Annotated in this window: 19 protein-coding genes and 2 pseudogenes; 1 reads left to right on the top strand and 20 read right to left on the bottom strand. The window is 62.0% G+C overall.

The features are described 5' to 3' along the window. From RCH91_RS09605 to RCH91_RS09690, 20 genes and pseudogenes are all read right to left on the bottom strand, one after another. A partial coding sequence (locus RCH91_RS09605) for a hypothetical protein (protein WP_306534532.1) occupies window positions 1-377 on the bottom strand: 377 nt, incomplete at its 3' end. Window positions 378-705: 328 nt separating this feature from the next. After that, on the bottom strand, window positions 706-1,179 hold the full coding sequence (locus RCH91_RS09610) for a VOC family protein (RefSeq protein ID WP_306534534.1): 474 nt from the start codon (window positions 1,177-1,179) through the stop codon (window positions 706-708). 73 nt (window positions 1,180-1,252) lie between these two features. Beyond that, window positions 1,253-2,392 (bottom strand): beta-propeller fold lactonase family protein, encoded by a 1,140-nt coding sequence (locus RCH91_RS09615; protein WP_306534536.1) that lies wholly within the window; start codon window positions 2,390-2,392, stop codon window positions 1,253-1,255. A 57-nt stretch (window positions 2,393-2,449) separates the two neighbouring features. Further along, window positions 2,450-3,019: a CHRD domain-containing protein gene (locus RCH91_RS09620; protein WP_306534538.1), complete on the bottom strand. Its 570-nt coding sequence runs from the start codon at window positions 3,017-3,019 to the stop codon at window positions 2,450-2,452. A 140-nt stretch (window positions 3,020-3,159) separates the two neighbouring features. Next, window positions 3,160-4,563, bottom strand: coding sequence for a hypothetical protein (locus RCH91_RS09625; RefSeq protein WP_306534540.1), 1,404 nt, complete (start codon window positions 4,561-4,563; stop codon window positions 3,160-3,162). Between the two features lie 29 nt (window positions 4,564-4,592). Continuing rightward, on the bottom strand, window positions 4,593-5,195 hold the full coding sequence (locus RCH91_RS09630) for a hypothetical protein (protein WP_306534542.1): 603 nt from the start codon (window positions 5,193-5,195) through the stop codon (window positions 4,593-4,595). Between the two features lie 224 nt (window positions 5,196-5,419). Next, window positions 5,420-5,836, bottom strand: a complete 417-nt coding sequence (locus RCH91_RS09635) for a hypothetical protein (RefSeq protein ID WP_306534544.1) — start codon at window positions 5,834-5,836, stop codon at window positions 5,420-5,422. 42 nt (window positions 5,837-5,878) lie between these two features. Continuing rightward, window positions 5,879-6,799, bottom strand: coding sequence for a hypothetical protein (locus RCH91_RS09640; RefSeq protein WP_306534546.1), 921 nt, complete (start codon window positions 6,797-6,799; stop codon window positions 5,879-5,881). A 39-nt stretch (window positions 6,800-6,838) separates the two neighbouring features. Continuing rightward, window positions 6,839-7,219 carry a group 1 truncated hemoglobin gene (locus RCH91_RS09645; protein WP_306534548.1) on the bottom strand — a complete coding sequence of 127 codons (381 nt, stop codon included), beginning with the start codon at window positions 7,217-7,219 and terminating at the stop codon, window positions 6,839-6,841. 16 nt (window positions 7,220-7,235) lie between these two features. Continuing rightward, window positions 7,236-7,607, bottom strand: a complete 372-nt coding sequence (locus tag RCH91_RS09650; RefSeq protein WP_306534550.1) for a VOC family protein — start codon at window positions 7,605-7,607, stop codon at window positions 7,236-7,238. A 24-nt stretch (window positions 7,608-7,631) separates the two neighbouring features. Next, window positions 7,632-10,616, bottom strand: a complete 2,985-nt coding sequence (locus RCH91_RS09655) for a hypothetical protein (protein WP_306534552.1) — start codon at window positions 10,614-10,616, stop codon at window positions 7,632-7,634. 23 nt (window positions 10,617-10,639) lie between these two features. Continuing rightward, entirely contained in the window at window positions 10,640-14,587 is a 3,948-nt protein-coding gene (locus tag RCH91_RS09660; RefSeq protein WP_306534554.1) for a serine protease, read from the bottom strand. A 17-nt stretch (window positions 14,588-14,604) separates the two neighbouring features. Continuing rightward, a complete protein-coding gene (locus RCH91_RS09665) occupies window positions 14,605-15,711 on the bottom strand; it encodes a hypothetical protein (protein WP_306534556.1) in 1,107 nt (368 codons plus the stop codon). A 69-nt stretch (window positions 15,712-15,780) separates the two neighbouring features. After that, a complete protein-coding gene (locus tag RCH91_RS09670) occupies window positions 15,781-16,014 on the bottom strand; it encodes a hypothetical protein (protein WP_306534558.1) in 234 nt (77 codons plus the stop codon). A 24-nt stretch (window positions 16,015-16,038) separates the two neighbouring features. Further along, window positions 16,039-17,301, bottom strand: a complete 1,263-nt coding sequence (locus tag RCH91_RS09675; RefSeq protein WP_306534560.1) for a hypothetical protein — start codon at window positions 17,299-17,301, stop codon at window positions 16,039-16,041. Then, complete coding sequence (locus RCH91_RS09680) at window positions 17,294-19,531, bottom strand: hypothetical protein (RefSeq protein WP_306534562.1); 2,238 nt, start codon at window positions 19,529-19,531, stop codon at window positions 17,294-17,296. The genes RCH91_RS09675 and RCH91_RS09680 overlap by 8 nt, the downstream gene beginning before the upstream one ends. 196 nt (window positions 19,532-19,727) lie before the next feature. Further along, a pseudogene (locus RCH91_RS21455) lies at window positions 19,728-19,850 on the bottom strand (BBE domain-containing protein); the annotation flags it as partial. Between the two features lie 165 nt (window positions 19,851-20,015). Continuing rightward, on the bottom strand, window positions 20,016-21,305 hold the full coding sequence (locus RCH91_RS09685; RefSeq protein WP_306534564.1) for a hypothetical protein: 1,290 nt from the start codon (window positions 21,303-21,305) through the stop codon (window positions 20,016-20,018). Window positions 21,306-21,422: 117 nt separating this feature from the next. Beyond that, window positions 21,423-21,587: pseudogene (locus RCH91_RS21460) on the bottom strand (VOC family protein); the annotation flags it as partial. Between the two features lie 152 nt (window positions 21,588-21,739). Further along, window positions 21,740-22,228 (bottom strand): group 1 truncated hemoglobin, encoded by a 489-nt coding sequence (locus tag RCH91_RS09690; RefSeq protein WP_306534566.1) that lies wholly within the window; start codon window positions 22,226-22,228, stop codon window positions 21,740-21,742. 394 nt (window positions 22,229-22,622) lie between these two features. On the opposite strand from RCH91_RS09690, the gene RCH91_RS09695 reads away from it, so the two are divergent. Next, window positions 22,623-23,849 (top strand): multiheme c-type cytochrome, encoded by a 1,227-nt coding sequence (locus tag RCH91_RS09695; protein ID WP_306534568.1) that lies wholly within the window; start codon window positions 22,623-22,625, stop codon window positions 23,847-23,849. The last annotated feature ends 13 nt before the right edge of the window (window positions 23,850-23,862 follow it).

Genomic DNA, 23,862 nt, shown 5'->3' on the forward strand with positions numbered 1-23,862 from the left:
TTGCGGTACGAAAGCATCCAGGCCCTTTTTTCGGCATTCCAGAAGCCGCCGGCGGCTTTGATCTGTTCGCGCAGTTCTGTTTCACCATACCCGACCTCGATGGGCGCACGCCTGTCGGGCTGGATGGTTACGCCAGGCATCCAGTCCTGTTCGTCGATGATCAGTTCCACGGTTTTGTACCGTTTGCCCAAGGCCTTGTCGTAGCGGTAACGGACGCAGACGAGTTGGTCGCCGTAGGATTTGAGTAGTTCGCGGGTCCCTTTCTGCCCGGGGCGCAGGGTGGTGCCGATGGTTGTTCCACCCAGGGGATGGGCTTGTTTCTTGGCGGCGTTTAGCTCTTTTGCTCTATTTGTTGGTGACGGGGGGCGTGTCGGCATTGTTGCTCCGCTGCGTTTTGATGGATGTTGATGAATTAGAGCCGGTTAAAGACTCCTTGTCAAGTGCTTATCCAGGTTCGGGGTGGGCTGATAAACGGCAGGTTGTGGAGTTGCATTATTGCAGGGGGCAGACTGGTTTCTTGCGGGGGAGGAAGGCGGGCGAGGCATCATGGAGGCGGATGAGGGAGTGAGCGGAACGGTGTGGTTTCGCCACCGCGAAGGGAGTTCACGTCATGGTGTTCGTAAAACGGTTCCTGCGGCTTTCCGGGTAGGGGGGGGCGCGGCAATATTGAGACCATGCTGCCGCGCCCCCCCTTGAGGCCCCGCTCTATTTCTGAGCCATCCGGGCGAAGAAGGCCTGCGCGCCCTGCTGGATTTCCTGCGGCGTCAGATCCTTGGTATGGGTTGCAAGGGTCCAGCTATAGCCGAAGGGGTCCTGCACGGTGCCGGCCCGGTCGCCCCAGAACATGTCCTCCACCGCCATTCGAGACTCTGCTCCTGCTGCTAGGGCTGTCCTGAAAGCCTCGTCGACGTTATCCAGGTAAATGTAGAAGCTGACGGGGGAGCCGCCGAGGGTCTCCGCGCTCTTGCACGGCTCCTGCGGATGCTCTTCCCCCATCATGATGATCGAGCTGCCGATCCGGAGCTCGGCGTGCATGACCCCTTTGCCGTCGGGCCCCGGCATGACGAAGCGCTCCTCCGCGCCGAATGCCCGTCGGTAGAATTCAATGGCTTTTCCGGCATCCTTGAACATGAGCATCGGCGTAACCGTTTGGTATCCTTCCGGAATCGGTTTGGTCATGGTGATCCTCCTTGGTGATTCGGCACGAAGGGAATAGCCCGAGGGAGGGTACCACTGCGTGCCACATGGCTTCTCACCACACTGCGAGGCCGTTGGCCCCGGCCGGCATCCCGGAGATGCCGGGGAGGGGGAGGAGATTCCCGTCCGCCTCTGCCCGGAAGGCGCTGATGGCGCCGCTCCCCGAACGAAGGGCGTAGAGAAAGCGGCCGTTGTTGGAAAACGCCATGTCAGTGGGGCCGGCGCCGGTGACGCCGGTGCGGCCGTCGGCGTCGAGGAGGGCGATTGTCCCATCGTGGGCGATCCGGTAGCCGGAGACCGATCCGCTGCCGGCGTTGGCGACGTAGGCGAAGCGGCCGTCGTTGCTGACCTGTGCCCAGCAGGCTGCGGTCTCGGTGGTGGGAACCGCGGGGCTTATGGTCGTGAGGCCGCCGTCGTCGGAGACGAGGTAGGAGGAGGCTGAACTCCCGTCGGGGGCGCCGCCGGCCGCCTCGGAGACGAAGAGCTGGCTCCGTTTGCCGAAGGCGAACCCGAAGGGGGTAGTGCCCGCGGAGGGATGGGGCATGGGGGCGCTTGCCAGGCCGTCTTTGCCGACTGTGTAGGTGTCGATTATGTTCGTGGCCTTCTCCGTTACGACAAGGACGTCTCCGTCGGGGGTGAATCCCACCTGGGCGGGGTTGGTGTTGTCGGCGCTCAGGGGCTTTGTGGAGCCGGGGAGCGGCGAGAGCTTGCCGTCGGTTCCGATGGTGAAGCCGGTGATGGTGTCGACCCCTCCGACCCGTCCCCCCGCATGGAGGACGTAGAGGAGTTTCCGGTCAACCGTGAGGCTGATGGGGATTTCTCCCCCGGAGGGAACCGTTTCGACGAGCGTGAGCCCCTGCGGGTCAACGGCGAAGACCGATATCTCGTTGCTCCCGGCGTTGACCGCGTAGAGCCACTGGTTGTCTTTGCTCAACACGACGGCCCCCTGGTTGCCGAGCCCCGCGCCCGTCCCGAGTCCCCCCGTGGGGACCGAGCCGGCCGGGGTGAGTATGCCGTTGGCTCCCCGCTTGAAGACGAGGATTTCGTTGCCCCCTGCAGCGTTGCTCATGGTGTAGACGGCGCCGGGAAAGTCCTGCCGGTCCTCTGCCGCCGCGAATCCTGCCCCGAGGGCAAGCGTCATCGTTGCCAGGAGGACGAAGAATCGCCACCCCAGCCTTGATCGTTTCCGTGCCATTGGTCACCTCCATGTGACGAATGCTGCTACTTCTGCCAAACATATGAACCCTGGCGGTCACTTTTGCAGCCAGGGAATCATTCCCATTCTTTTCTCGGTGATCTGACCCCGGATCTCGCCGCCCGGATAGACGACGGTGTGGATGTTGGCGTAGGTCACGCCGCTGCGGATCGCTGCCAGGGCCTCGTCCAGCTCGCCTCCGGTGATTCCCTGGTCGGTGGGGCCGATGATGTCGTCGGCGTCAAAGCTTCCCTTGACGGTGCCGGACTGGGGGCACGCCGGCTCATCGCCGTTGGGCCCGTTACCCATGTTGGTGCAGAGGAAGACGATGATCCCGCCATTCACCCCCGGCTGGCCGAAATGGATGTGGGCCTGTCTCACTTCCGATTCGAGGCCGCTGTAGCTCAGCTCGTATTCGATCATGCCGGTTTTCGCTACGGTGAGCTTAAAGCTTCCCGTGCCGGCCGTCGATTTCGGGGTGACTTCCTCATAGCCGCTCAGGTCGGCCGTGAAGAGCTCCCCCTTCGGCGGCGGCAGCATGCCGCCCCATGAGGGGGCTGAAAGAGCGACCAGGGTTACCAGGGTTACCAGTGCCAACAACGCTGTCCATGTTCTGTTTCGTGCCATCTGTTGCCTCCTTGTCTGGCGGGGTGCCAAGCACCCCGGTTGCGGCTGCTTCGAACGCCATGATGATGGCGCGTCAGCCATGGTGGTGATAGCCGTGCCCTGCAGCCAATCGGATGTCTGGCGGCACGGACTGACCGTTGCTACTCCAAGACCCGCCACTGGATGAAGGGCTCCAGGTTGAGACCGGTGAAGCGTTCGGCGCCGGGGGTCTCGGTCTTGCGGGGAATCCTCCCCGGGTCACGGGGATCGCCCGAGTACTGGTCCCAGATCTCGTACCACATGCTGTCGCCCCCCAGTTCCCCCGTGGGGTCGTGGTTCATGTCCACGCAGAAATCGGGTGACCGGTTGGACATCATGCTGTTGGGGCAGAGAAAGTCGGTGGTATCCTCGTCGATCTCGTCGTACTCGTCCGGCAGGCCCCACTCGTAGTGTCCCCATTCATGGACCACTGTCGAACTACTGCGATCCTCCAGGTGGTTGCGGGCGATGTCGATGTCCCAGGAGTTGGCGTTGGCCCGGAAGTCGTCCTCGTCGTGGATGTAGACGTCGGCCACGGTGAAGTCACGCTCGGTCTTGTAAATGGTCACCGTGTCGAAGCGCATCATCCCGTCGGTGGAATCGTAGAGCTGCCGCGAGGCGTCCACGGCCAAGGCCCGGGCCAGGTCGAAGTAGGTCTGGCCGTTGGGGGAGGCGCGGTCCCAGAGGTCGCTCCCCTCGAACTCGTAGGAGACATGGAACTTGTGGCGCACGTGGTTCACCATGGCGTAGTAGCGCCCGCTGCCGTTGGTGGATTTCACGGTGAGGTAGATCTTGTCCCGGGGGGCGCTGTCCAGCTCGATGAAGGCGGGGTTGCCGTTGGTGGCGACCACGTGGTGCACGGCCCGGTCCGGCGAGATGAGGAACTCGTCGTAGCTGGTGTAGACGTCGAGGGTGGCGTTGTCGATGCTCTGCACCACGATGTCGATGGGCTTGCCGGCCAGGTTGGAGGCGACGTAGTAGTTGGCGTAGTCGGTGCCGCGCAGGTGTCCATAGTCGGCCAGGTTGTGGGAGAGGCGGCGGGCGGTGGCGTAGTTCGACGCGCCGGGTGGCGGCTCCTCGGGGAAGATGGGGCCCTGGCGCCGAGTGTATTCCATCTGGTTGATCCGGACGCCCGGGACCGGCCCCGTGGGCTGGGACCAGATGTGAACATGGACCCTGTTGCCGTCGATGGGGGAGGACCAGCCGCCGATGGTCCCCGTCAGTTGCTGCACCAGTTGCCCCGAGCCGTCCAGGATATTGACGTGGGACAGGGGAGGGAGGGTCCCCGTGTCGAGATTGATGCGGAGACCGGTAACGTCGTTGCCGGCATGGTAGAGCCAGCGGTAGCTCAGGGCCTGGGGCTCGGTTCCCAGGGCCGGTGCGAAGTCAAAACTGGCATTGACGACGGTCGGTGGCAGGGGGGCGCTGGGGCGACACCCCGACAGGGCCAGCAGGGCACCTGCCAGCGCGAGGGCAACGAGCCGCGGCCACGGCGAGCTTCCTGAGAGCGATAGTCCTGTGCGCATGGGCTTTCCTCCTGAACCTGTCGGTTCGATCATTGCTGCCCTGTCGGGTCATCCTTTCCCTCAAGGTCCTCAATGGCCTCCCTGATGTCCGCGATCACCCTCCGCTGGTCCTCCAAGAGCTGGGAGATGCGCTTCTTCTCCCGGTCGCTGATGGCGGACTCCTGATACTCCGTGATCAGCTCCATCAACCCCTCGGCCCGCTCCAGTCGGCGGGACAGGGCCTCGAACCGCTTCCGGCGGCTCTCGTCCGGCGGAAGTTTCTTCCCCTCCCGGAGGATAGCGATATGCTCCGCCACTTCCTGCTGTTTCAGCTCGGCGCGCCGCTGGAGGATGGTCTGGCGCAGCAGGCGCACGCGCAGTTTCTCCAGGCTGAGCTGGAGGTGTCTTCGCACGGTCGGGTCCTGTTCCTGTCCAAGCTTCTCCTGGACTTCACGGATCTCTCCGGCCGTTTTCGCCATGGCCGCCCGGGCGCGTTCCGTCTGGGTCGTGCGCTCTGTCAGCATCCGTTCGTGATGGGCAATGTCGTCATCGGCGGGTGCCGGCTTTGTGTCCTGGGCGCCGCCGGGCGAGAATGCCAGCACACAGGTGCCGACAACGAGGGTTGCGATCCGGAATCGAAATTCGCGCCACATGGTGACCTCCTGCCCGAAGGGACGACTACTCCCCCCGAAAATGAATAAACCGCCCCCTCAGCCCGTTCGTGTGGGCCAAAAGAGCGGTTTTCCCGTTTTGCGATGGTCACCGTCCATGGCAACCTTCCCTGGTGGACCGTCATGAGTATTCGTACTCATGACGTAAGTGCAACAGGCCGAAAATGACCTGGTAATCAAACTGAAGGTTCGTGTTCTGCGCTGCTTTAGAAGTACTGGCAGTGATCGGCCTTGACCGCCTTCTCGTTCAGGAACCACCCCGAATCCACAATGCCGTCGGTCTCCGGAATCAGGTTCGCCGGGTCCACGTCGAAGGTGGCTGCGGCAAGGCGACAGCCGTAGAAGTTCACCTTCCCTGTCCCTTTGAGCAGCTTGAGGAAATCATAGATCTCCACCGGATCGCCGGCACGGGCCAGCCGGTCCCGCAGCCACGGTTCTTCGGCCCCGTGGCGCCCGTCGATATGGACGGCTCGCGCGCCCTCCTCCGTAAGCACCTTCACGGCCCAGAGCACGAACAGGATATCCACCTGAACACCTTCGCTTGCCTGAACATAGGCGAAGGTCAGCGGGGTGAGGAGCCGGTCGTACCCGTCATCGCGAATCACGATTGCCATGCTTTTCATGGGGTTCTCCTTCGGGACCGGGCATGGGTGGCGAAGCCCAGTTCAATCCTGGCATCGCCTGCCGTGGGGTTGCGTTTGCTCCTGCTTCGTCTCGGTGATGCTGCTGACGAGCATGGCAACTCGGGCAGACCCTTCGGTAACGACCACATCGATGGCGCCCTTGTCCTCGATGGTCAGCATCAGGTCAAAGACGTGCTCTTTTTCGGTCAGCGACTCCCTGAAGACCGGTTGTCCGTTCAGGCGGATCTCTAAATTTCCATGGCCAGCTGCATCACCCGCCACGGAATATCGCCCTGCTCCCCCGGTTTCCCAGCGCGCCACGGCAGCGAATCCCACCCCCTCGGAGGCCATCAGGACATTTCCGTTCCGGTCCATGGTTACTTCCGGAGCTTGTCCGCAGCGGTGCACGTAGCCCCCCGGCTTGGGCTGCAGATGCGAAACCGTGCCGTCCGGGTCAACGGAGAGGTAGGTCCAGTACCCTGTTCCGGTGAAGTCGGAATGGCCCTGGTTAGTGAGGCGGAAGTCGCTTCGCAGGTATGCGACGGGGTAGATGAACCCCGTCGTCACGTGTTTCACCACCACCTCCACCTCGGCAAATCCCGGGGCCGGTGCGCCTCTGAGGAGGAGCGGCCGGTAGGTAACCAGCATGAAATCGTCATGGTTGCCATGGTCCCGGTCGTCGGTAACGGTCACGTCGGTCGTTCCCGGCACAACGTTGAAAAGATTGACCCGCAGAATGGACTGGTTCGGTGCCTCGGGGGGATGCAGGCCGAGGAGGTGTACTGCCTGAACCTTAAAATCGTCTGCACTGAAAAATTCGGCAAACTTATCTGCAATTACATTCCAGTTTGCGGGTGCCGGCACCGTAACCGTTCCGGCCACCAGCGCCGGGCTGTCGACCAGGGTTCCCCTCCAGTAATCCGCCGTGTCGACAATTACGTTGAATGGAGCTACTAAGGCCATGGGTCTATCCTCCTTGTGTGCGATGCTGGAGCCGTTGCGTCAGGCCGCTCTCCCCACCACGTCAGCGCGAACGGTTTCGGCAACGGCGGCGGCCTGGCCGATCAGTTCATCCTCAACGCCCAGCTCCCGCAGGGTGGCGGCCAGGTGTTCGAGAACCGCGTCGAAGTGGCTGTCGTTGAGCCCTTTTTCCGTGACGAGCCGCGCATGGGCGGCCTTCATGTTCTTGCCGCTGTAGGTGACGGGCCCGCCGAAGGCAAAGGTGAAGAAGTTCTTCTGCATCTTCCCCTGTTTCTTCATGTCGACGCCGTCGAAGAAATACCTGATGCGATCGTCCGCCAGCACCTTCCGGTAAAAAAGATCCACCGCCGCGTCGATTGCCTTTTCCCCGCCGATTCTTTCGTACAGTGTTCCTGTGGTCATGGTATCCCTCCTTTTGTTATTGCAGCGAGTGCAGACCGATCATGTTCCCCTCGGTATCCAGAATCAGGGCGATAAAGCCGTATTCGCCGATGGACATCTTCTCCCGGTGCACCTGCCCGCCATGCTTGGCGGCGCGTTCAGCCTCCACCGCACAGTCACTGCAGCTGAAGTAGATTATGACGCTGTTCCCCCCGGACGCTACCCCTTCCATCTTTGCCAGTGCGCCGCCGGCCCCGGTCCGGTCCATCGTCATGGGGAATGACCACAGATCGATTCCGGGGCTGTTCAGCTGTTGCAGCGTGACCTCGAACACGGATTCGTAAAAGGCCTTTGCGCGGTCCATGTCCTGAACGTAAATCTCGAACCAGATTACCGGATTGTTGACCATTGTGTTCCTCCTTGAGAATAGTTGCTACCTCTCGAACTCCGTGATCGTCGCTTTGATGATTTTGGCAATGTCGGCGAAACCGATCGGCCTTACTTCGACGAGATTTTGCCAGGCGACCACGTAACGCCGTCCCTTCGCAACCGGGGACTGATAGACGCTGACCTCCGACCTGACGATCTTTCTCGATTTCAAGGGCCCAAGTCCCAGCTTGTTGTGGGTAATCGTCCCAGGTTTGAAGACTCCCGTTCGTGCGACCCAGGGGGTGTCTATCCCCTTTGCGGCCCTGGCCAGCCTGCCGCGCATCTCGGCGCAGCTGGCCGGGTCGAGCAGCCGGTCCGTCATGATCAATGAGACGAGTTTGGCCATGTCCCTCGTGGTGCCGGCCTGCGCAACCAGACCATCATTGCGGGATACGATCCGCACGTAAGGCCATTTCTTTCCTTCCTGGAAGTCGCCGGCGACCCAGAGACCCTGGCTGGTTGAAGGATCGAAGAAGCCGCCCGCAGCCAGAGCCCCATTCAGGTACCCATAGCCGACTCCGTGAACGCACGCGGCGGCATGGGCGTTGTTGCTCGGTACGATCATCCCCTCCAGTGCTCTCTCAAAGGCGGGAGAGAAGGCAACGGTAGCCCTTAGTCCCAGGCTGGCCGGTTTCGGCTCGAAGACGTTTCGATACGAAGGGACGCGGTGTGCGTCCATGAGAAGGGAACGGGCGATGTTGTCGGACGCCTTGGCAATTGACGGGTCCATCTGTGTGGCGAGCCAGGCGGACAGGTTTGTCGGGTTGGCTCCGGTGGTTGCGGCAAAACGCCTGACCATATCCCGCAGGGCATAGGCAGCGTACATGACCGCGACCTTGGCCTCGCTGGCAATGTAGTCGGTCTCGGTCTCGAAGTGGCCGGCCGACGGGAGGGGGCCCGACGCATTGGTCACGTCGACGACCGTGATCCGGACCGGAAAGGTGCCCGGCGCGAGCTTGCGATCCTTCTCAAACGCGGCAATCGCGTGCCTGAGCGCATGTGCCATCTTCGGGTCGGCCGCAAGGGGGTCATCCGGTCGTGGCGGGAACAGGGGAACGGGTGTGTGGGGAGAACTGACGGCGACGCCACCGGGCTTCGCCGGAAAGAAGGGGACTGGAAGAGAGAACCCCTCTTCCCACGCTCCCTCCGTTTCAACCGGATACTCGTCGTCCTCTGTTTCGTAATCGGCATACCCGGCCTCTTCGGCCTCTTCGAGTCCCGTCTCCCCGTAAAGGGCTTCAGGGAACTCCTCCGGTTCGTCGTCGACAAACTCGGCATCATGGAAATCCTCGAACGTTTCCCCGGTCCCCTCGAACTCTTCCAGTTCAGGCTGGACACCCCGCACCAGCTCGTTTCGAATCTGCAGCCACTCCTTGGCGAGAGCGCGTTCACTCTCCCGGATCCGGCGCCCTTCCAGCTCCGGATGGCGCGCGTGGAAGATGAAATTCGTCAGCTTGTTCTCGTCGGTAATCCCCAACTTCTGGGCGAGGTCAAGGGCATCACTCTCCCTCTTGCCCGCCGTGTCGAACAGCTTTTGGGCGTACGTTACCCAGTCCTTGGCTTTGATCCCCACAGCTCCCAGAACCGTATTGCGGGTTTCGAACTTCACCAGCCATTGGTCCTTTTTCCCCTTTCTGGTTTCCACGTTGTAGCGGCCCATGGCCGCGCTCAGGCTTTTACCGCTTCGCGCCGACAGCAGGTCCACGCCCTTGGCAATCCCTGCCAGCCATTGGTATACCGTGGGGCCGGGTTCATGGTGCTTCGTTCCATATCCTTTGATGAAGAGCGGACTTTTCCGATCCAGCCCCATCTCCTTGAGGACCGCATCATTCTTTACGATTTTTTCGAACAGCTTCCTTTCTTTTCCTGTCAACAGGACCTTGTGCATCGACGCGAAGTTGGTCCGGCTCATCAGCGTAAAGGCCTGCTTGGCAGGCATCCCCTCAACATCGGAGAATGCTCCGGCCTTGTCGCTCTCCGCGCCTCCCTGTCCGCGCATGATGTAGTTGATGATGATCTGGAGGAAGCTGCGCAGCTTGGCCACTTCCGTGGCGGTCATGCCAACAGTGTTCGCACCATCCAGGACCGCCTTTGCGTGCTTGATGGTGCCGTCCCGGTAAAATGGCCATTCGTGCTGCCTGAGGAACGATTCGTAGTACTCCAGCAGGAAACTTTCCGAAGACTGGATCCCCGCCTCCCAGGAAGCATCGGTTATCTCGACCTCCAGTTCCTCACCTGACCGAAGGATTTTTTCCTTCTCGCCTTCCATACCCGGTTTTCTGTCCCAGAAGCCCTGGCGCAGCTCCTTCGTCGATCCCTTCCGCAGATGATCCACGCTGAACGGGAATGCCTTGCGCGACTTCTCGAATTTCGACGCAGCCGCTCCATTAATGTTGTCGGTCATCTTGGCCGCTTTATTTATGGCCTCTTCCAGTTTAGTCCATGAACTAAACCATTCCGTTTCAAACTCCAGAACCCCGTTCGTCTCGGACTCCAGCCTCACTCCTTTCTTGTCGACGAGAAAATCATCGGGGCCGTATTTCCGTTCAAGGAGACTCGCGGTCGTGCCATCGTTACGCCAGATCCGGTTGCTGGTCTGGAGTTCGAACTTCATCCGTGGCAGGGGCTTTTCTTCGTCGGTCTCTCCCTCCTCGAAGGGGGCCTCCTCCTCGTAGCAGAGTTCCCGGTTCTCTTCCAGTTCCGCCAATGCCAGCTCGTCGTATGCTTCGCCTTCAAGCGGCGAAAAACCTTCCGCGGCGCCCCATTCTTTTCCAACGAATTCCTCTTCCGGCTCCACCGGCCCATAGGGGGCGGCGTCCCCTTCCTCGAAGGCACTCTGAAACGGGCTCTCCGCCTCCAATACTGCCAGGCGCGCTTCCCACTCAGGCCCGGCCTCGCCGGCGAAGAGTTCTTCCGCCAGAAAGGGGGACTCAAGGTCGCTCCGTGGACCGGAATGCGGAAGTCGATCATTTTCTTCCCAAGAGCTCATGGTTGTTCACCTCGTGCCTGTCATCATTCAACCTCTGCCGCGAAGTCATTGTCGGGAAAGAATAGATCCGGGTTGATCGCTAAGACATCGCCCGTCTGCACAGCCTTTTTCAACGCATTCCGGTATGCTTCCACTTCATTGGCGAAGAGTGCCTTGGGGGCGATTTCGACAATCAGCACCCCCGTGGGTATCCGACTTTTATGTGCGTCAAGGTCGGCGTTAATCTCCTTGATCAACGGTTTGGTTTCGCTGTCGATCTTATCCGTCGCTGACTTGATCGCTGATTCGAATCGCGTCGTGTGCTTCCTGATCTCGCTGCGGACCAGGTCGGCCGAGGTCTGGCCGCCTCCGGTCTTGTTCAGGCTTTGACGCAGTGTGCTCCAGGAGGCGCGCACGGTATCCGTGAACTCCCGCCCGATGCGGGCGACCAGCGCATTGTGCTTGAGGTATCGCAGGTGCGGCGGTTCCTTCGGGTCTTTGTAGGGCAGCACCAGTTTCTTGTCCGCCAGTTTGCAGACCTCGCTCCAGAGCGCCTTCGCGTCCGCCGGTTTCGACGTGAGACGCCGTGCGACATAGGGGGTCTTCATCCCGCGGTACATGTCTTCTACCACCTTCTGCGCCCCTGCCTCGTCGGTCTCGCCGGCGTCTATTTCGTGAATCTGCGCGTCCTTGTTGTTGATGCTGACGACTATATGCCGGTTGAACGTCGTTTCCCCCCGGATCATGACACCAACGTGGGCCGGCATCTCGATCAGAAAGATGCGCGGCTTTGCGATGCCGTCGGATATGGAGCCGGACGTCAGCAGCCGGCCCAGGATGTGGATCCAGCGGCAGGCGTAGACGAAGCAGTCGTGCACCAGTGAACCCGTTACCGCACGGGGGAACACACGCGTCAGATAGTTTTTTTCACTGCATCCCTCGCGCAGGTCATGGGGAGCATGAATCGTGAAAGCGTTGAAGTAGCGCCCCACCAGGCCGAGAACCAGCGCCAGCTTGCTCTCGCGCCGCAGCTGTGGTTTGTCCCACGCGGTCCGTACCCAGGCCTGCCACGAGGCGCTGTCATGCAGGTTCGGAAGGGGAGCGGAACCCGACTCCTTGCGGAGATCCTCTATCAGCGCCTTTTGCTCCACGCGGCGCCGGAATACGGTGGTGAACGACATGTCCGGGCCGTGGCCGGTAAACGGCGGAGGTGTACTCGTATAGTGCAGATAGCCGATGTCGCTGGCGGGCTTCTGGTCGAAGTAATCCCGATACAGCGTTGCCGTCAGGTTGAATGTCGGCACCAGGGCTCGTGCATCGTCGACTAGCGTGATGGCCGCCAAGCGCAGGATGTTCACCCACTCGGTTCCGATAACTCCGTCCGGCAGACGGGACTTCGCCGCCGTTGCCAGCCAGCCGTCCAGGAGCCGCTGGTAGTGCAGCCAGATGATCTGCACCAGCAGCGTTCGATAGTCGAGCAGCAGGGATTCTGCCATGCCCGTCCGGCGGAACCCACTGGCAAGTTCCGTGTGAAAGAAACGGAACAGCACACCAGCCCGGTCCATTTGCCGCCGATGGGTCTCCGGCCGGGTTGCGATCCGGCTGATTTGATGGAGTCTGCTCATCGAAAAATGGAGGAAGTTTGCCAGCAGTTTCGAACTCTCCGCAGCCTGGTTGAGATCCGGATAGTCGACCCAGGGGTAGTACCGGTTCCCTTCGAGGCGGGGAGCGCCGTAGATGAAGGACTCGGCACCCAGGCGGGCCACATGGACGAAATGTTTTTCCGGAAGCCCCCCCATCGGTTTGTAGACCGCATTGAGTGCGGTCGGGAGCCGATTCACGAATTTTCCGAAATCTCCGAACGAGGCAAAGGCCTGATCCAGCGCGCGGGCTTCCGCGGTTCCCATTGCCTGCAACTGGCTCCGCATTGCGGCGTCGCTGGGGAGCTTCGGGGTCGCCGCGGGGAGGGTCAGGGGGACAAGTTCCTCGAACAACTCGCTCTCGTCCCCGTACTCCTCGGCGCCGGCAAAGGTTTCGCCTTCGACTGCCGCATCTTCGGTCTCGTAATCCCCGCTGTACTCTTCTTCATTCGAGCGGAACTCGTCCGGTTGCGCGTACTGCTCAATCTCGTATCCAGTCTCTGCAAGCTCCGCTGAATCCAGAAAATCGTCGGTCTGGCTCTCGGCCTCCAGGTACCCGTCCTGAAGTTCCTGCTCGGGATACACCTCGGCAGCGGGGCCTTCGGCTTCGGCGTCCGGAGATGCCGGCAGTGACTCCAGTTCGTCCGGGCTAAAATGCTCCCCGGCCTCGAGCTCTTTTCGCTCGTAGTCCTCATTGATCCACTCCATGAGGTGGGAGCGCGTTTCCTGGCTCAGGTAGCAGCCCCAGTTCACGTCGTAGTCCTTGGAGAAAATCGGGGAGGCAATCCCCACCAGAAGTCTTTTCCCACTCTCTTCGACCCAGATCGGCGCGCCGGGCGCATCCAGCTTGTTACCTGCCCGGTGCAGAATCTGCCCCCCTTTGAGGCCCACGATTCCGCCGGAAGAGACCCGAAGCTTGTGGTGCCCGGCGCCCCCCCCGGACGAGCGGGAGAAGGCCGCCAGGCTGGCTTTTTTGCCGCTCCAGTCCGCCGCGGACGTGGAAAGCCCGTGGGACGGGCCTCCCCAGCTGCCGAGCGCGGCGTTCCCGATGGCCGGGTAGGTCACGCTCCCCAGGGGCCGTGACAGCGTCAGTAGTCCGTAGTCCGCCGAGGCGTCGCTTGTCCCGGGTGAAAACCGTGGAGAGACCCTGGCCTTCGAGGCCGTCGCGGAACCTAATGCCTCCTTGCCGAACTCGTAACCGGGAGCTATGCGCACGGAGTATCGGCGACGGTCCTTCGAAAAGCCGTGAATGACCCTGGCCGATGTCAGGACGTGGCGGTCGGATATCAGCAGGCCGGTCCCGTATCCCACCACGCGCCGGAGATCATTGTCGTGGACCTCCAGTCGGCAGACCCAGCGGTAGGGAATTTCCAGCGCGATCCGCCGCTCGACCGGCCGCGGTCTGGGCGCGTCCTCCGCCATCCAGCGCTCGACCAGCCCCCGCACGATCCTGTCGTGAACGAAAACCCCGATCTGGTTCGGCAACTGGTCGAAGGCCCTCACGATTCCGATCAGAATCCGGCGGCCGCCCCGCTCGGTCCAGATGGGCGAGCCGCTCTGACCCTGGGTCGTATCGGCGGTGTGCCGGAAAGCGGCCCCGAAGGTGGCGGACACGGTGACGCCTCGCGCCTCGTACATCCTTCGCCGATATGCGTCTTTCGCGCCCGGGTATCCGGCCGTAATGACGGGGAACTCCCGCTGCCGGAGTTCCTGGAAGGGGATCACGGCCTCGCTCCACCACTCCGTGTTGGTGGAAGGATGGCCCCACCAGAGCAAACCCGGGTCAACCGGCCTGTTCAGCGTGATCAGGCCGAAGTCCATCCTGAAGTTCGGCACCCGGGTTTTGGCCGCCAGGAATTTTCCGAAGGGCTCGCCGCCATAGTGACGGCCGGGGTACACATAGAGGGAGGGGGCCGACGGGCCCGATCCCGCCTCGGTGATGACATGGGCGGCGGTCAGGACATGGCGGTTCGAGATCAGCAAACCGCTGCCGCCGTCAAGGGTCTGTCCGTCTTTCTCGTAGGTGACGGAGCAGATCCATCGATAGGGAGCGATCTTTGTGTCCTGAACCTCCGTCCGGTCATCTTCCCCCGTAATGCCGCCTTCGGCCTCGAACAAACCCTCGGCCTCGCGGAATGGGGACTTCTCTTCCCATTCCGCGCCTGGTGGGGCGCTGCCGGCGCCTGACAGCTCAAAGGCGCCCGGGAACGGGCTCGCCGCTTCCAGCGCCCCCAGGCGCGGCTCCCATTCTTCTTCGCCTTGCCCCGCAAAGATCTCCTGGTCGAGGAACGGGGATTGGAGACCTTCCAATGGATGGGGAGGAGGGCGGTTTTTTCTGTCGAAAGCATTCATGGGTTTTCCCCTCGAGCTTATCGTACCGCCACTTTGCCGGCCTTCATGTCGCGCCCGGTGATGATTGACCAGTGGGTGATGATGGTGTTCATCGCGGTCTGGAGCGAATTGAGGGACGTGCCGGTGGCCACGAGGGCCGGAACGATTCCGGTGCCGCTGGCTTCGATCTGGATGAGGACCCGCGATATCTGGTCAGAGATATCGAAGTAGCTCTTGGACAGGCCGTGGGCCGGCAGGCCGACGCGCTGCGCCACCTTGAAGAGCCGTTGCTCCGGACCGGTCGCCTCGGCCCGGAGCGCCTGAATGATGGGGGAATCAAACGACACGGTCAGGTGGAACCAGGACATCATGGCGACGAAGACGAACTCCTCCCGCGACAGGTTGCCGTTGGCCCTGCGCGACATGAGCATATTCTGCAGATTCGCCACGATATTCGCGATCTTCCCCTCGTCTTTCGGGTTGGGTCCGCTGGTGTTGTTCACGTTTGAAATGGCGATCCAGACCTCCCGCAGGAGCTCCTCGAACACGGTCACGAATTCGTTGTTGTAGGCATCCGCCTTGATATAGGGGTAGGGCTGCCCTTCGTCGACACCGTGGTTCAGGTCCATGCCGAACATGCGCCAGTAGGCGTTGCGCCGTGAGGCGCGCATGTCCGAGCGGATGTGGCTGGTGATGGTGGTGATGGAGAAGGGTGGCGGTTCGCGGTAGAAGAGCTCCTCGGTGGCGCGCAGCCAGTGATGCGCCTCGGCGGTGGGGACCCCCAGCTTTTCGCCGTGCAGGAACTCGTACAGGACCCGCCGGAAGATCTCGTAGATCCGGGTGTTCTCGATCATATAGGCGTAGATGAGGTGGTCCCAGAGCACCGTCCCCTCCGCGTCGAACGGAACTGAGCCGGCGGGCGCCTGGATCTGGGCGAAGGCTTTCAGCCTGTCGAGCCAGAAATCCGGCAGCGGGGAGATGTCGCTCCGGTGGCCCGGGTGTCCCAGCGGGAGTACCGGGGGCTGGGTCGAGTCGTGGGCCCTGAATTCCCAGGCCGCCTCCAGCAGCGTTGTCAGCACCGCGGGGTGACACTGGAACATCTTCAGGGCGCCTTCGGGGATTGTGCCTGCGAATCGTCTGAACATATCGAATACCTCCTGTATTCTGATCTGAAGTTGTCTGAACTCCGAAAAGAAGCCGCATCGTCTCCGCGGTCACGCTTCCTTCCCGGTTTTTGGCTTCTCCGCTGGTGTCGTGGGAGCCAAGTTAATGATAATGGCCTGGAAACCGAGACATGGACCTTTCCATCGTCTTTCCTCGGGAAACGGGGTCGGCGACGGGGGGAGATCCCTCATGTCTTCGGGAAAGGGGACCCGCAGAACCTTACGGATCGCTTCGAACTCGTTGAGGGCTTTGTTCTGCTCTTCATAGGAAGCTTTTGCTGCCATGGCTGTATCCTCCCATCCGTTGAATTAAGCGGCCTGCAAGGCGCCGCCGAGTCGTAACATCCATTCCTTCTGGTATTTGACGGTATCCGCATCTTCTTCACGCATGGTGGCCATGCGCAGGCCGGTCAGCGCCAGGAGCCGCAGCGCCTCCGTCCAGATCCAGTGCATCGAGGTGTAGAGGGCGGCGCCCAGCTCCTTCTCCAGCGAGAGCAGCGCCTCCGGCCTGACGCGGTCGGGATTGATCAGGGCAACGAGGGGACGGCCGCCAAAGGCCCCCATGGGCTTGCGGAGGGTGGCTTCCACGATGCGGGGGAGCAGGGGGAGCGAGGCCCGCAGCAGGGGGGCGGTTTCCCCCGGCGCCCGTTCCAGGGGGTACAGTTCCGTCCAGGACCGGCCCAGGTCGTCCCAGGGGCCGGCGCCGTAGAACTGCCGGCACATCTCCACGCCGAGCAGCACCCGGATGTAGCTGACGGGATGGGGATCGCCGGGAATGTGGCGGAAGACCATGGACGGTCCCCCATCCAGCACATCCTGCAGGGCGGCGACGCTGGCGTACCCGGTATGAACGAAGGCGAAGGCATCGGCCGCGATCTCCGACGCCCACCCCGCCCATGCCTCGCCGACGCCGGCCGGCGCGGCGCTCAGGCCGGCGGCAAGGGCGGAGGAGAGTTCCCCGGTCCAGCGCACGATGTGCGCCGCCTGATGGCCGGCTTCGTGGATCAGGGCGGTGGGGCGGTAGAGGTTGTGCCGGGTGATCTTGATGGCCGCCACGGGACTGATGCTGGTCTGATCCCACAGGCGGAGCCCGGCCTTCAGGATTGATGCCCCCAACCCCTTGTCAATATAGGTAAGCGTCACCGGGGTCGGCTTACCCAACTGATCGAGAAGCTGCCCCATGCTCCGATGCGCCAGGGTGTCGCAGGCCCTCAGGAGCCCGGCAACTGTCGTGGCCGTGCGGGTGTTGATGGCGTCGGCATAGTAGTCCAGGGTCGTCTCCACCTGCAGATATCGGGCTCGGAAGGCCAGGAGCTTGCGCCTCACGATCTCGAGATCCGCCGTTGAAGAGACCATGGCCAGCGCCGCCTGCAGGGTGGCGGCCTCCCGGCTCAGCGTGTCGACAACCCCCGTGAGATGCCGCCGGATGGCCAGACCCAGGTAGCTTTCGAGGGTGCGCCACGCCGCGGGCGACGCCAGATCGTCCAGGTCCTGAAGCCGCGCCGCTGCCGACGTCCAGTGGGCCACCTGGCGGGCGAGCTGGGCCTTCATCGCGGCATGTGACTCATTCATGGCTGTACCCGGGGGTGATGCTGATCTTCACCTCGGGCGCCCCCCCTGACATCTTCAGGCTGGCCGGCGAAAGCACTTTTCCCTTGAGGGCCTGGCGAAGCTGGGGGAACCCCGGAGGATTGCCGAGGGTGATCACGAGCATTACCCCGTCGGCGGTGTCCTCCGCAGCCTTGATGAACTCCTCGGTACGCTGCTTCAGGTGATCGATGAGCCCCTTGAGAATCCACTCCTGCAGCCGTCCCATGAGAACCTGGGGAACGAACGAAGGCAATCGGCGAAGGGTGCCCGCCCATTGGTCCGGCGTCACTGCCTCGTGAACGATCTTCAACCGGCCGAAGCCGCCGATGAGGGCCCTGCGCACCCCACGCTCCGCAATGCGCCCCAGGCGGGCCGCAACGGTGCCGATGTGGGCATGCTGGCGAAGTTTCACCGCGATCTCCTGGGCGCGGATTTCGCTCAGAAAGAGACGAACCCGGATCTCGTTCCTGGGGAAGTCGAGAATCAGCCTGACCCTGGTGGAGCGGCGTGCCGTGGCCCGGCCCCCTGGCTCCGGAATCATGAGGGGGCGCTTCCCGGGAATCTCCAGGTAGTAGAACCGCTGCCCGACCTGAGGGGCGTGGGGATCGCTGACGGTGCGAGGGTCCCCGTCGCGTCCCAGCTCCGGTTCGCCCAGCAGCAGGGCCGCGGCCTCCCGGGTGAGGGGATGGAGCTGGCCGAGCCCATTGGCGGTGTCCAGCTTCGGGATAGTCTCCTCCTGCCGGGCGATATCGGAGAGGCGCGTGCCGGGGATCGCCTCGTAGAGATGGACGAAGGCCTCCACCTCCTCTCCGGGGGCCAGCCCCAGCTGCTCTTCCAGGAACTCATCCACGGGAACCCCCTCGAAGGTTTCCAGCGACGCAACCTTGTGGGGCGCGAGAAGGATCGGAATCCTCCTGCTGAACTTTTTGAACCGCTTCCGCAGGCCCCGGGGCATCATGATCCAGGCCCCCCGGAGCTTTCTCCCCTCGGCAAGGTCCGGGCGCTTTTTATAGATTTCCCCCGGGAGAACCGGCGGGAGATTGGCGGCGGCAGCCTGTTCAAAGGCTTCCAGCGCAAAGCCTTCCAGGAGTTCCTGGCTGTCCAGGACGTAGTCCGGTGCGGCCGCCACGCGCCGCACGGTTTCCTCCACGGTGGCCGCCACGGCCGACGCGGCAGCCCTGGATTCATCTTCCGCGGTGGCTTCCAGGTGGATGAGGCGCAGGCCGGCATCCACGATGGCCTGGGATAGGGGAGGGGCATACTGTGGCCCGACGAATTTCTGAATCAGCTTGCCCAGGAAGCCCGCCAGAAAACCCACCACCTTTTTTCGGCCCACGAGCCTGATGCCGATCTTCAGGGCGGGGAGGATGGCCGGAACGAAGTTTTCCACGTGGGGGGTCGGATCTTCCCCCTCCCTCAGGCCGCGCAGGTTCTCTGTAAAGCGGTCCCTGGCGCGATCCAGCTCGGGGAGGGGATAGGTGTCGGGAGCCTGCTGTTCCGTAAGCACCCGGGCCACTTCCAGGTCCTGCTCCACCTCGGTGGGGGCGAAGAGGAGGGTTGCCACCTGCTGGTTGAACTCATGCTGAATCCCGGCCGCCTGGCCGAGTTCGGCGTCCTGTGGCGCGGTTTCATAACTCTCTTCGAGTTCCTTCAGGAAGGGAAGGCGCTCGGCCAGCTTCCGGGCCATGGGCTGAAGCTGGGCGGGGAGCTTGCCGATGGCCGTCTGGATGACCCGCTTGAGCAGCGGTCTGACAAGGGCCTTGAGCTTTTCGAGAATCGGCCCGAGTCCCAGCTTGGCCGCGGCGCTGATTCCCTTCTTGGCCAGATCGACGGCCTTACTGGCCACCTTCTTGACGGCCTTTTTGAGTTTTCCCAGAAACTCCTCGAAGTTCGGCGCCAGCTCTCCTGACGTTTGATACCCGTCCACAAGGGTCTCGATCTCGTTGTCGCCGAGGGTCATGAGATCGCGCCGGCCCAGTTCCCTGGCCAGGGACCCGAACATGGTCTCGGCCTCGGCAGCGAGGGGGGCGAAGTGCTGGGTCAGGAGCCGTTCGGCCTGGTACCCGATGGTTTGGGGGTCTTCCTGTTCGGAGGAGAAGCGCGTCTCGTAGATGGCCGCGGCCTCATCCACCAGAGTGGAGAGACCCTCATCCAACTCTTCGTCGTACAGCTCGTTGAGGAACGCCACGTACTCTTCGGCCTCAGGATCCACCGGGCCGCCCCCTGCCTCGGACTCATAAAAGGTCAGAAAAGGGCTCATGGCAGGAACTGAAGTCTCGCCCTCAATGACATTTCGACTTCCTTCCTCCGAAACAAAACTCCTGACATCCAGAAACGGTGCTTGATTATTCATGTGATTACCTCCCTGGTTTCTCGCCCCCTCATTTCATCCTGTTCCTCACGTTCTCTCAGGCCGGCTTGATATTCTGGTTCATGTGAAAGAGGTTGGTCGGGTCGTACTTTCTCTTAACCTGTGCAAGACGATCGTAGTTTGGGCCGTAGGCGCCGCGCACGCGATCAGCCTCGTCGGCGGTGAGGTTGATCGCGTGCGCAGCCGATGCAGCGCTTGTCGTCGGCCGGGTCCCCTCAGTCCCCCTTGTAAGGGGAAGCGAGCAAAGCGAGCAGGGGGGTGAGCCGCCGGAACTTACTCAAGAGGCTCACAGGATGAGACGGGAACCATCACGTCCCTCCCGAGGCTACTTCCTGCGCACCGCCAGGGCGTGGATGTCCGCTCGCTCAATTCCTGCGGCGTCGATGTTACTTACGGGAGCGACCCCCAGGAAGTCGCCGTCTTGTCCGCCATGTTTCACCTTGACCACGCCGACCCCGGGCGTGCTTCCCGTGCTGACGTGGGGGTCCGCCGTGAGCGGGTTCGGCCCCCGAAGCGACAGGTAAACGCGGGTCCCCTGCGGCGAAGGGAAGATGAGGTCAGGGGTCGGGTCATCGCTTACATCCCCAATCAGGTTGATGCGGTTCACGATCACGTCCATGGATGTATCCACCACGAACAGGAAGTTCCGGCCCCGATCGGCCACCCAAAGGAACCGCCCATGCTGAACGACTGCCGCACCGTGGGTGTCCGCCTCGTCCACGTCTTCACTGAATATCAGCTTTGGAACTGGCGAGTTGGGTGGATTGGCGGGTGAATATCCAGTCAGCGGCAGCGCATAAAGATCTGCCTCGAACAGATTCGAAGGGGTGCCGCCACCCGAGTCGATATACATCTTCCCCGCGGTTTCGGCACCGAGGCACCCGTTCGGATGGATGGTGTCGCGGTCGTACTCGGCCACGATCTGCATGGGCGTGGTTTTGCCGTCTATGACGAAGAGGCCTCCACCCCGCAGGGTCACGAACGAGAGCCGGCTCGTGGAGTCGATGATGGGACAGATGGGCGCGTTGTCGTTCCGGACTCCCGGAAGCTCGCAGGGCACGCCGTTTGGCGTCGTGCACGTCTGCAGGTTGATCATGGCGGCCGGGTTCAGGACGAAGGTGTTCGTCGCGTAGTCCGTGTCTATCCGTTCGAAGAGCTTGCCGTTCTGGTTCGCCACCGCCACGTACGTCTGATCCGGCGACGGGATGGCAAAGTGAACCTGCCGGGCGCCCCCCGCTCCGGGTGAAGTCCGGATGCAGGCGAGTGGCGTGCGCTTCTTTGCATCCAGAAAGACGACGTGGCCAGTTGCGACGAAGGAGACAATGGCATGGGACTGATCCGCATTAAAAGCGAGCATGTGCGGCCGCACGGGGGCAACGCCAGTTTCATTGAGGCAGAGGTCACTTACAGCCCCCGAGAGGTCGATCACCTCGGGAGTGGCTCTCTCCGGTTGGGACTCTATCTCGTTTCCCTGCCAGATGAAAATCCGGCCCCCGAAAGTTTTGCCTGGGGAGTTGGACTGATCTATCGCCCACACCTCGTGGGGGCTGTCACCAAAAGCCGGAGAGAGTGTCCCCATCATGAAAAGAAGGGCGAAGGACGAAAGTAGACTCATTCGGGGCATTACTGGACGAGAAGTACGTTTGCTTGAGGTTGGGCGAGAATGTCTCATTGGCTTGATTCCTCCCGTAGAGTTGCTTGAGATGGTTTATTGTGCCGGGCTCCATAGACGTTACTGGCGCTGCCCCTCATACGCCCGCTTGAGCGCCCCTATGTCGATTTTCTTCATCTGAAGCATCGCCTTCATAACCCTCGATTTTTCGGCATCAGGGTCACTTAACAGCTCACCCAGGATGGTGGGAACGATCTGCCATGAAACGCCATACTTGTCTTCCATTCGGGAGGAGGACGAGGAGACATGTTAATGTGTTGAATTTTCGATCTATTGCCGGCGGGTTGGTTAACAAATGAACAACGTCCCCCACCGTTCCCTAATGAACAACGTCCCCCACCGTTCCCTAACAAATGAACAACGTCCCCCACCGTTCCCTATTTGCCGCTATTGGACACCACGATGTCAGCCTTCGTGGAGCCCACGATTTTCAGCAGTTCCTGGGACTCCTTCTCCGGAACGTCATGCTTGGCGAGTATCTCCTTGAAGATCGTCACCATTCTGTCCCACTCACGCTCTGTGATGTTCAGGTGCGCATGGGATTCTTTCATCCCCCGTCCGTGGTACTGGCACGGTCCTCCGGTTGCCTGACAGACCATCGCGGTCACGTGATACTTCAGATACGGCGGCGGCACTCGCTTCCGGGCGGCATCGATCGCAGGATTGGCATTAAGGACCGGGTCCGGAACCAGGACATCGATAAAATCGCTCACCACGACGGAGATCGGGGCCAACCCGCCTAAACGGTTGTAGAGTGATGGTTGTTTCTGCTCTGTCCCGCTCTGAGCCAGGGCTGCTCGGCTGCCCACCACTGCAATGGTGATGAGAGCAAGAACAAACCACATTCTGATGATGCGTGAGATCATATGTTACCTCCTTCCGCTTTCAGGGAAGCAGGAGACCGATCCGTCAACTGCGTCCCTCATGGGGCGTCAATAAGGGCGCTTCTTCCGCCGCTTCGGCCGGGAGGGGGGCTGTGGGCCGTCTGGTGTAAGTGTAAGCGCTCGAAATGACTTGTCAACGAGGCCGGGGATGCCCGGGCGGAGGGGTGAGTGGGCAGGTGGGGTGAAATCATCCCGGAATCGCCGGGCTTTCCGGACGCGCTTGTGGCGGTCAGGGGAGACGGGGAGCGCAAAAAAACACAAGCCCGGGGTGACGGTCGCCTTGACGAGCGGTGTTTTTGCGGTAACCTGAAGTAATTATTAATAAAATCTTAAGGAGGGGAGCTCGATTTCGACTACGGGATTCAAGGAGGAAGTCATGAACAAACGATGGATCGGCTGGCCGGCAGTAACGGCCGTACTCGCACTGCTCGTCCTGATCGCTGCGCCTGCCGTCGCGGCGAAGAAATCCGCCTGCATCGACTGCCACGAGAAGGTGACACCCGGCATCGTCACCCAGTTTCTGGCCGGGAATATGGGCAAGACCCTTGACTGTTCCACCTGCCACGGCTCGGACCACAAATCAGCCGAGGATGTGGCAAAGGTCAAGCTCCCTTCCCCCGACACCTGCGCCACATGCCACCCCAAGCGGGTGAAGGAATACCGTGAGGGGAAACATGCCCTCGCCTGGACCGTCATGAAGGCTATGCCGATGATCACGCACCAGCCTTCCGCCGTTGGCGGCGGGGATCTCAAGGGGTGCTCAGCCTGCCACAAAATCGGCGACAAGGCCGCCACAGAATTGAAGCGATACGGCAGCGGCGCCTGCGACTCCTGCCACACCCGTCACAGCTTCTCGGTGAAGGAGGCGAAGGATCCCCGCGCCTGCCGCACCTGCCACATGGGCTTCGACCATCCCCAGTGGGAGATGTGGCAGACCTCCAAGCACGGCACGATCTGGGAGATCGAGCCCACCACCGGCCGCGCCCCCACCTGCCAGACCTGCCACATGCCCGACGGGAACCACGGCGTCATGACCGCCTGGGGGTTCCTGGCCCTTCGCCTCCCCGAGGACGACAAGGAATGGCTCGACAACCGGGTGACGATCCTCAAGGCCATCGGCGTGCTGGACGACAAGGGGCAACCGACCGAACGGCTCGACGCGGTGAAGGCCGCCAAGATCGCCCGCCTCACCAAAGAGGATTTCGACCGGGAGCGGGCCAAGATGGTCGAAGTCTGCAGTAAGTGCCACTCCCGCAGCTACGCCATCGAAAACCTCAGGGCGGGGGACGAAGTCATCCGGGAAGTGGACAAGATCTTCGCCGACTCCATCCGGACGGTGAAGGCCCTCTACGACGACGGCATCCTGACGAAGCCCCAGGGGTGGAAATACGCCCCGGATCTCCTCCAGTTCTATGAGGCGAAGAGCGTCGCCGAGCAGGAGCTCTATCTGATCTTCCTCGAGTACCGGCAGCGGGCCTTCCAGGGGGCCTTCCACGCCAACCCCGACTACATGCACTGGTACGGCTGGGCCAAGGTCAAGGAGGCCGCCGCCCGGATCCGGGAAGACGCGGAACGGCTCCGCAAGGAGCACAAAAAGATGTGAGCCCTCTCCATCC

The organism is Geobacter sp., assembly GCF_030834625.1.
In the GTDB taxonomy this organism is placed as follows: domain Bacteria; phylum Desulfobacterota; class Desulfuromonadia; order Geobacterales; family Geobacteraceae; genus Geobacter.

What these genes read in the sequence shown, in the direction of transcription:
- RCH91_RS09650 (WP_306534550.1), bottom strand. Translation starts at nt 7,607, where the DNA reads ATGGTCAACAATCCGGTAATCTGGTTCGAGATTTACGTTCAGGACATG.
- RCH91_RS09635 (WP_306534544.1), bottom strand. Translation starts at nt 5,836, where the DNA reads ATGAAAAGCATGGCAATCGTGATTCGCGATGACGGGTACGACCGGCTC.
- RCH91_RS09660 (WP_306534554.1), bottom strand. Translation starts at nt 14,587, where the DNA reads ATGAATGCTTTCGACAGAAAAAACCGCCCTCCTCCCCATCCATTGGAA.
- RCH91_RS09685 (WP_306534564.1), bottom strand. Translation starts at nt 21,305, where the DNA reads ATGAGTCTACTTTCGTCCTTCGCCCTTCTTTTCATGATGGGGACACTC.
- RCH91_RS09630 (WP_306534542.1), bottom strand. Translation starts at nt 5,195, where the DNA reads ATGTGGCGCGAATTTCGATTCCGGATCGCAACCCTCGTTGTCGGCACC.
- RCH91_RS09615 (WP_306534536.1), bottom strand. Translation starts at nt 2,392, where the DNA reads ATGGCACGGAAACGATCAAGGCTGGGGTGGCGATTCTTCGTCCTCCTG.
- RCH91_RS09690 (WP_306534566.1), bottom strand. Translation starts at nt 22,228, where the DNA reads ATGATCTCACGCATCATCAGAATGTGGTTTGTTCTTGCTCTCATCACC.
- RCH91_RS09620 (WP_306534538.1), bottom strand. Translation starts at nt 3,019, where the DNA reads ATGGCACGAAACAGAACATGGACAGCGTTGTTGGCACTGGTAACCCTG.
- RCH91_RS09610 (WP_306534534.1), bottom strand. Translation starts at nt 1,179, where the DNA reads ATGACCAAACCGATTCCGGAAGGATACCAAACGGTTACGCCGATGCTC.
- RCH91_RS09670 (WP_306534558.1), bottom strand. Translation starts at nt 16,014, where the DNA reads ATGGCAGCAAAAGCTTCCTATGAAGAGCAGAACAAAGCCCTCAACGAG.
- RCH91_RS09640 (WP_306534546.1), bottom strand. Translation starts at nt 6,799, where the DNA reads ATGGCCTTAGTAGCTCCATTCAACGTAATTGTCGACACGGCGGATTAC.
- RCH91_RS09695 (WP_306534568.1), top strand. Translation starts at nt 22,623, where the DNA reads ATGAACAAACGATGGATCGGCTGGCCGGCAGTAACGGCCGTACTCGCA.
- RCH91_RS09665 (WP_306534556.1), bottom strand. Translation starts at nt 15,711, where the DNA reads ATGTTCAGACGATTCGCAGGCACAATCCCCGAAGGCGCCCTGAAGATG.
- RCH91_RS09675 (WP_306534560.1), bottom strand. Translation starts at nt 17,301, where the DNA reads ATGAATGAGTCACATGCCGCGATGAAGGCCCAGCTCGCCCGCCAGGTG.
- RCH91_RS09645 (WP_306534548.1), bottom strand. Translation starts at nt 7,219, where the DNA reads ATGACCACAGGAACACTGTACGAAAGAATCGGCGGGGAAAAGGCAATC.
- RCH91_RS09655 (WP_306534552.1), bottom strand. Translation starts at nt 10,616, where the DNA reads ATGAGCTCTTGGGAAGAAAATGATCGACTTCCGCATTCCGGTCCACGG.
- RCH91_RS09625 (WP_306534540.1), bottom strand. Translation starts at nt 4,563, where the DNA reads ATGCGCACAGGACTATCGCTCTCAGGAAGCTCGCCGTGGCCGCGGCTC.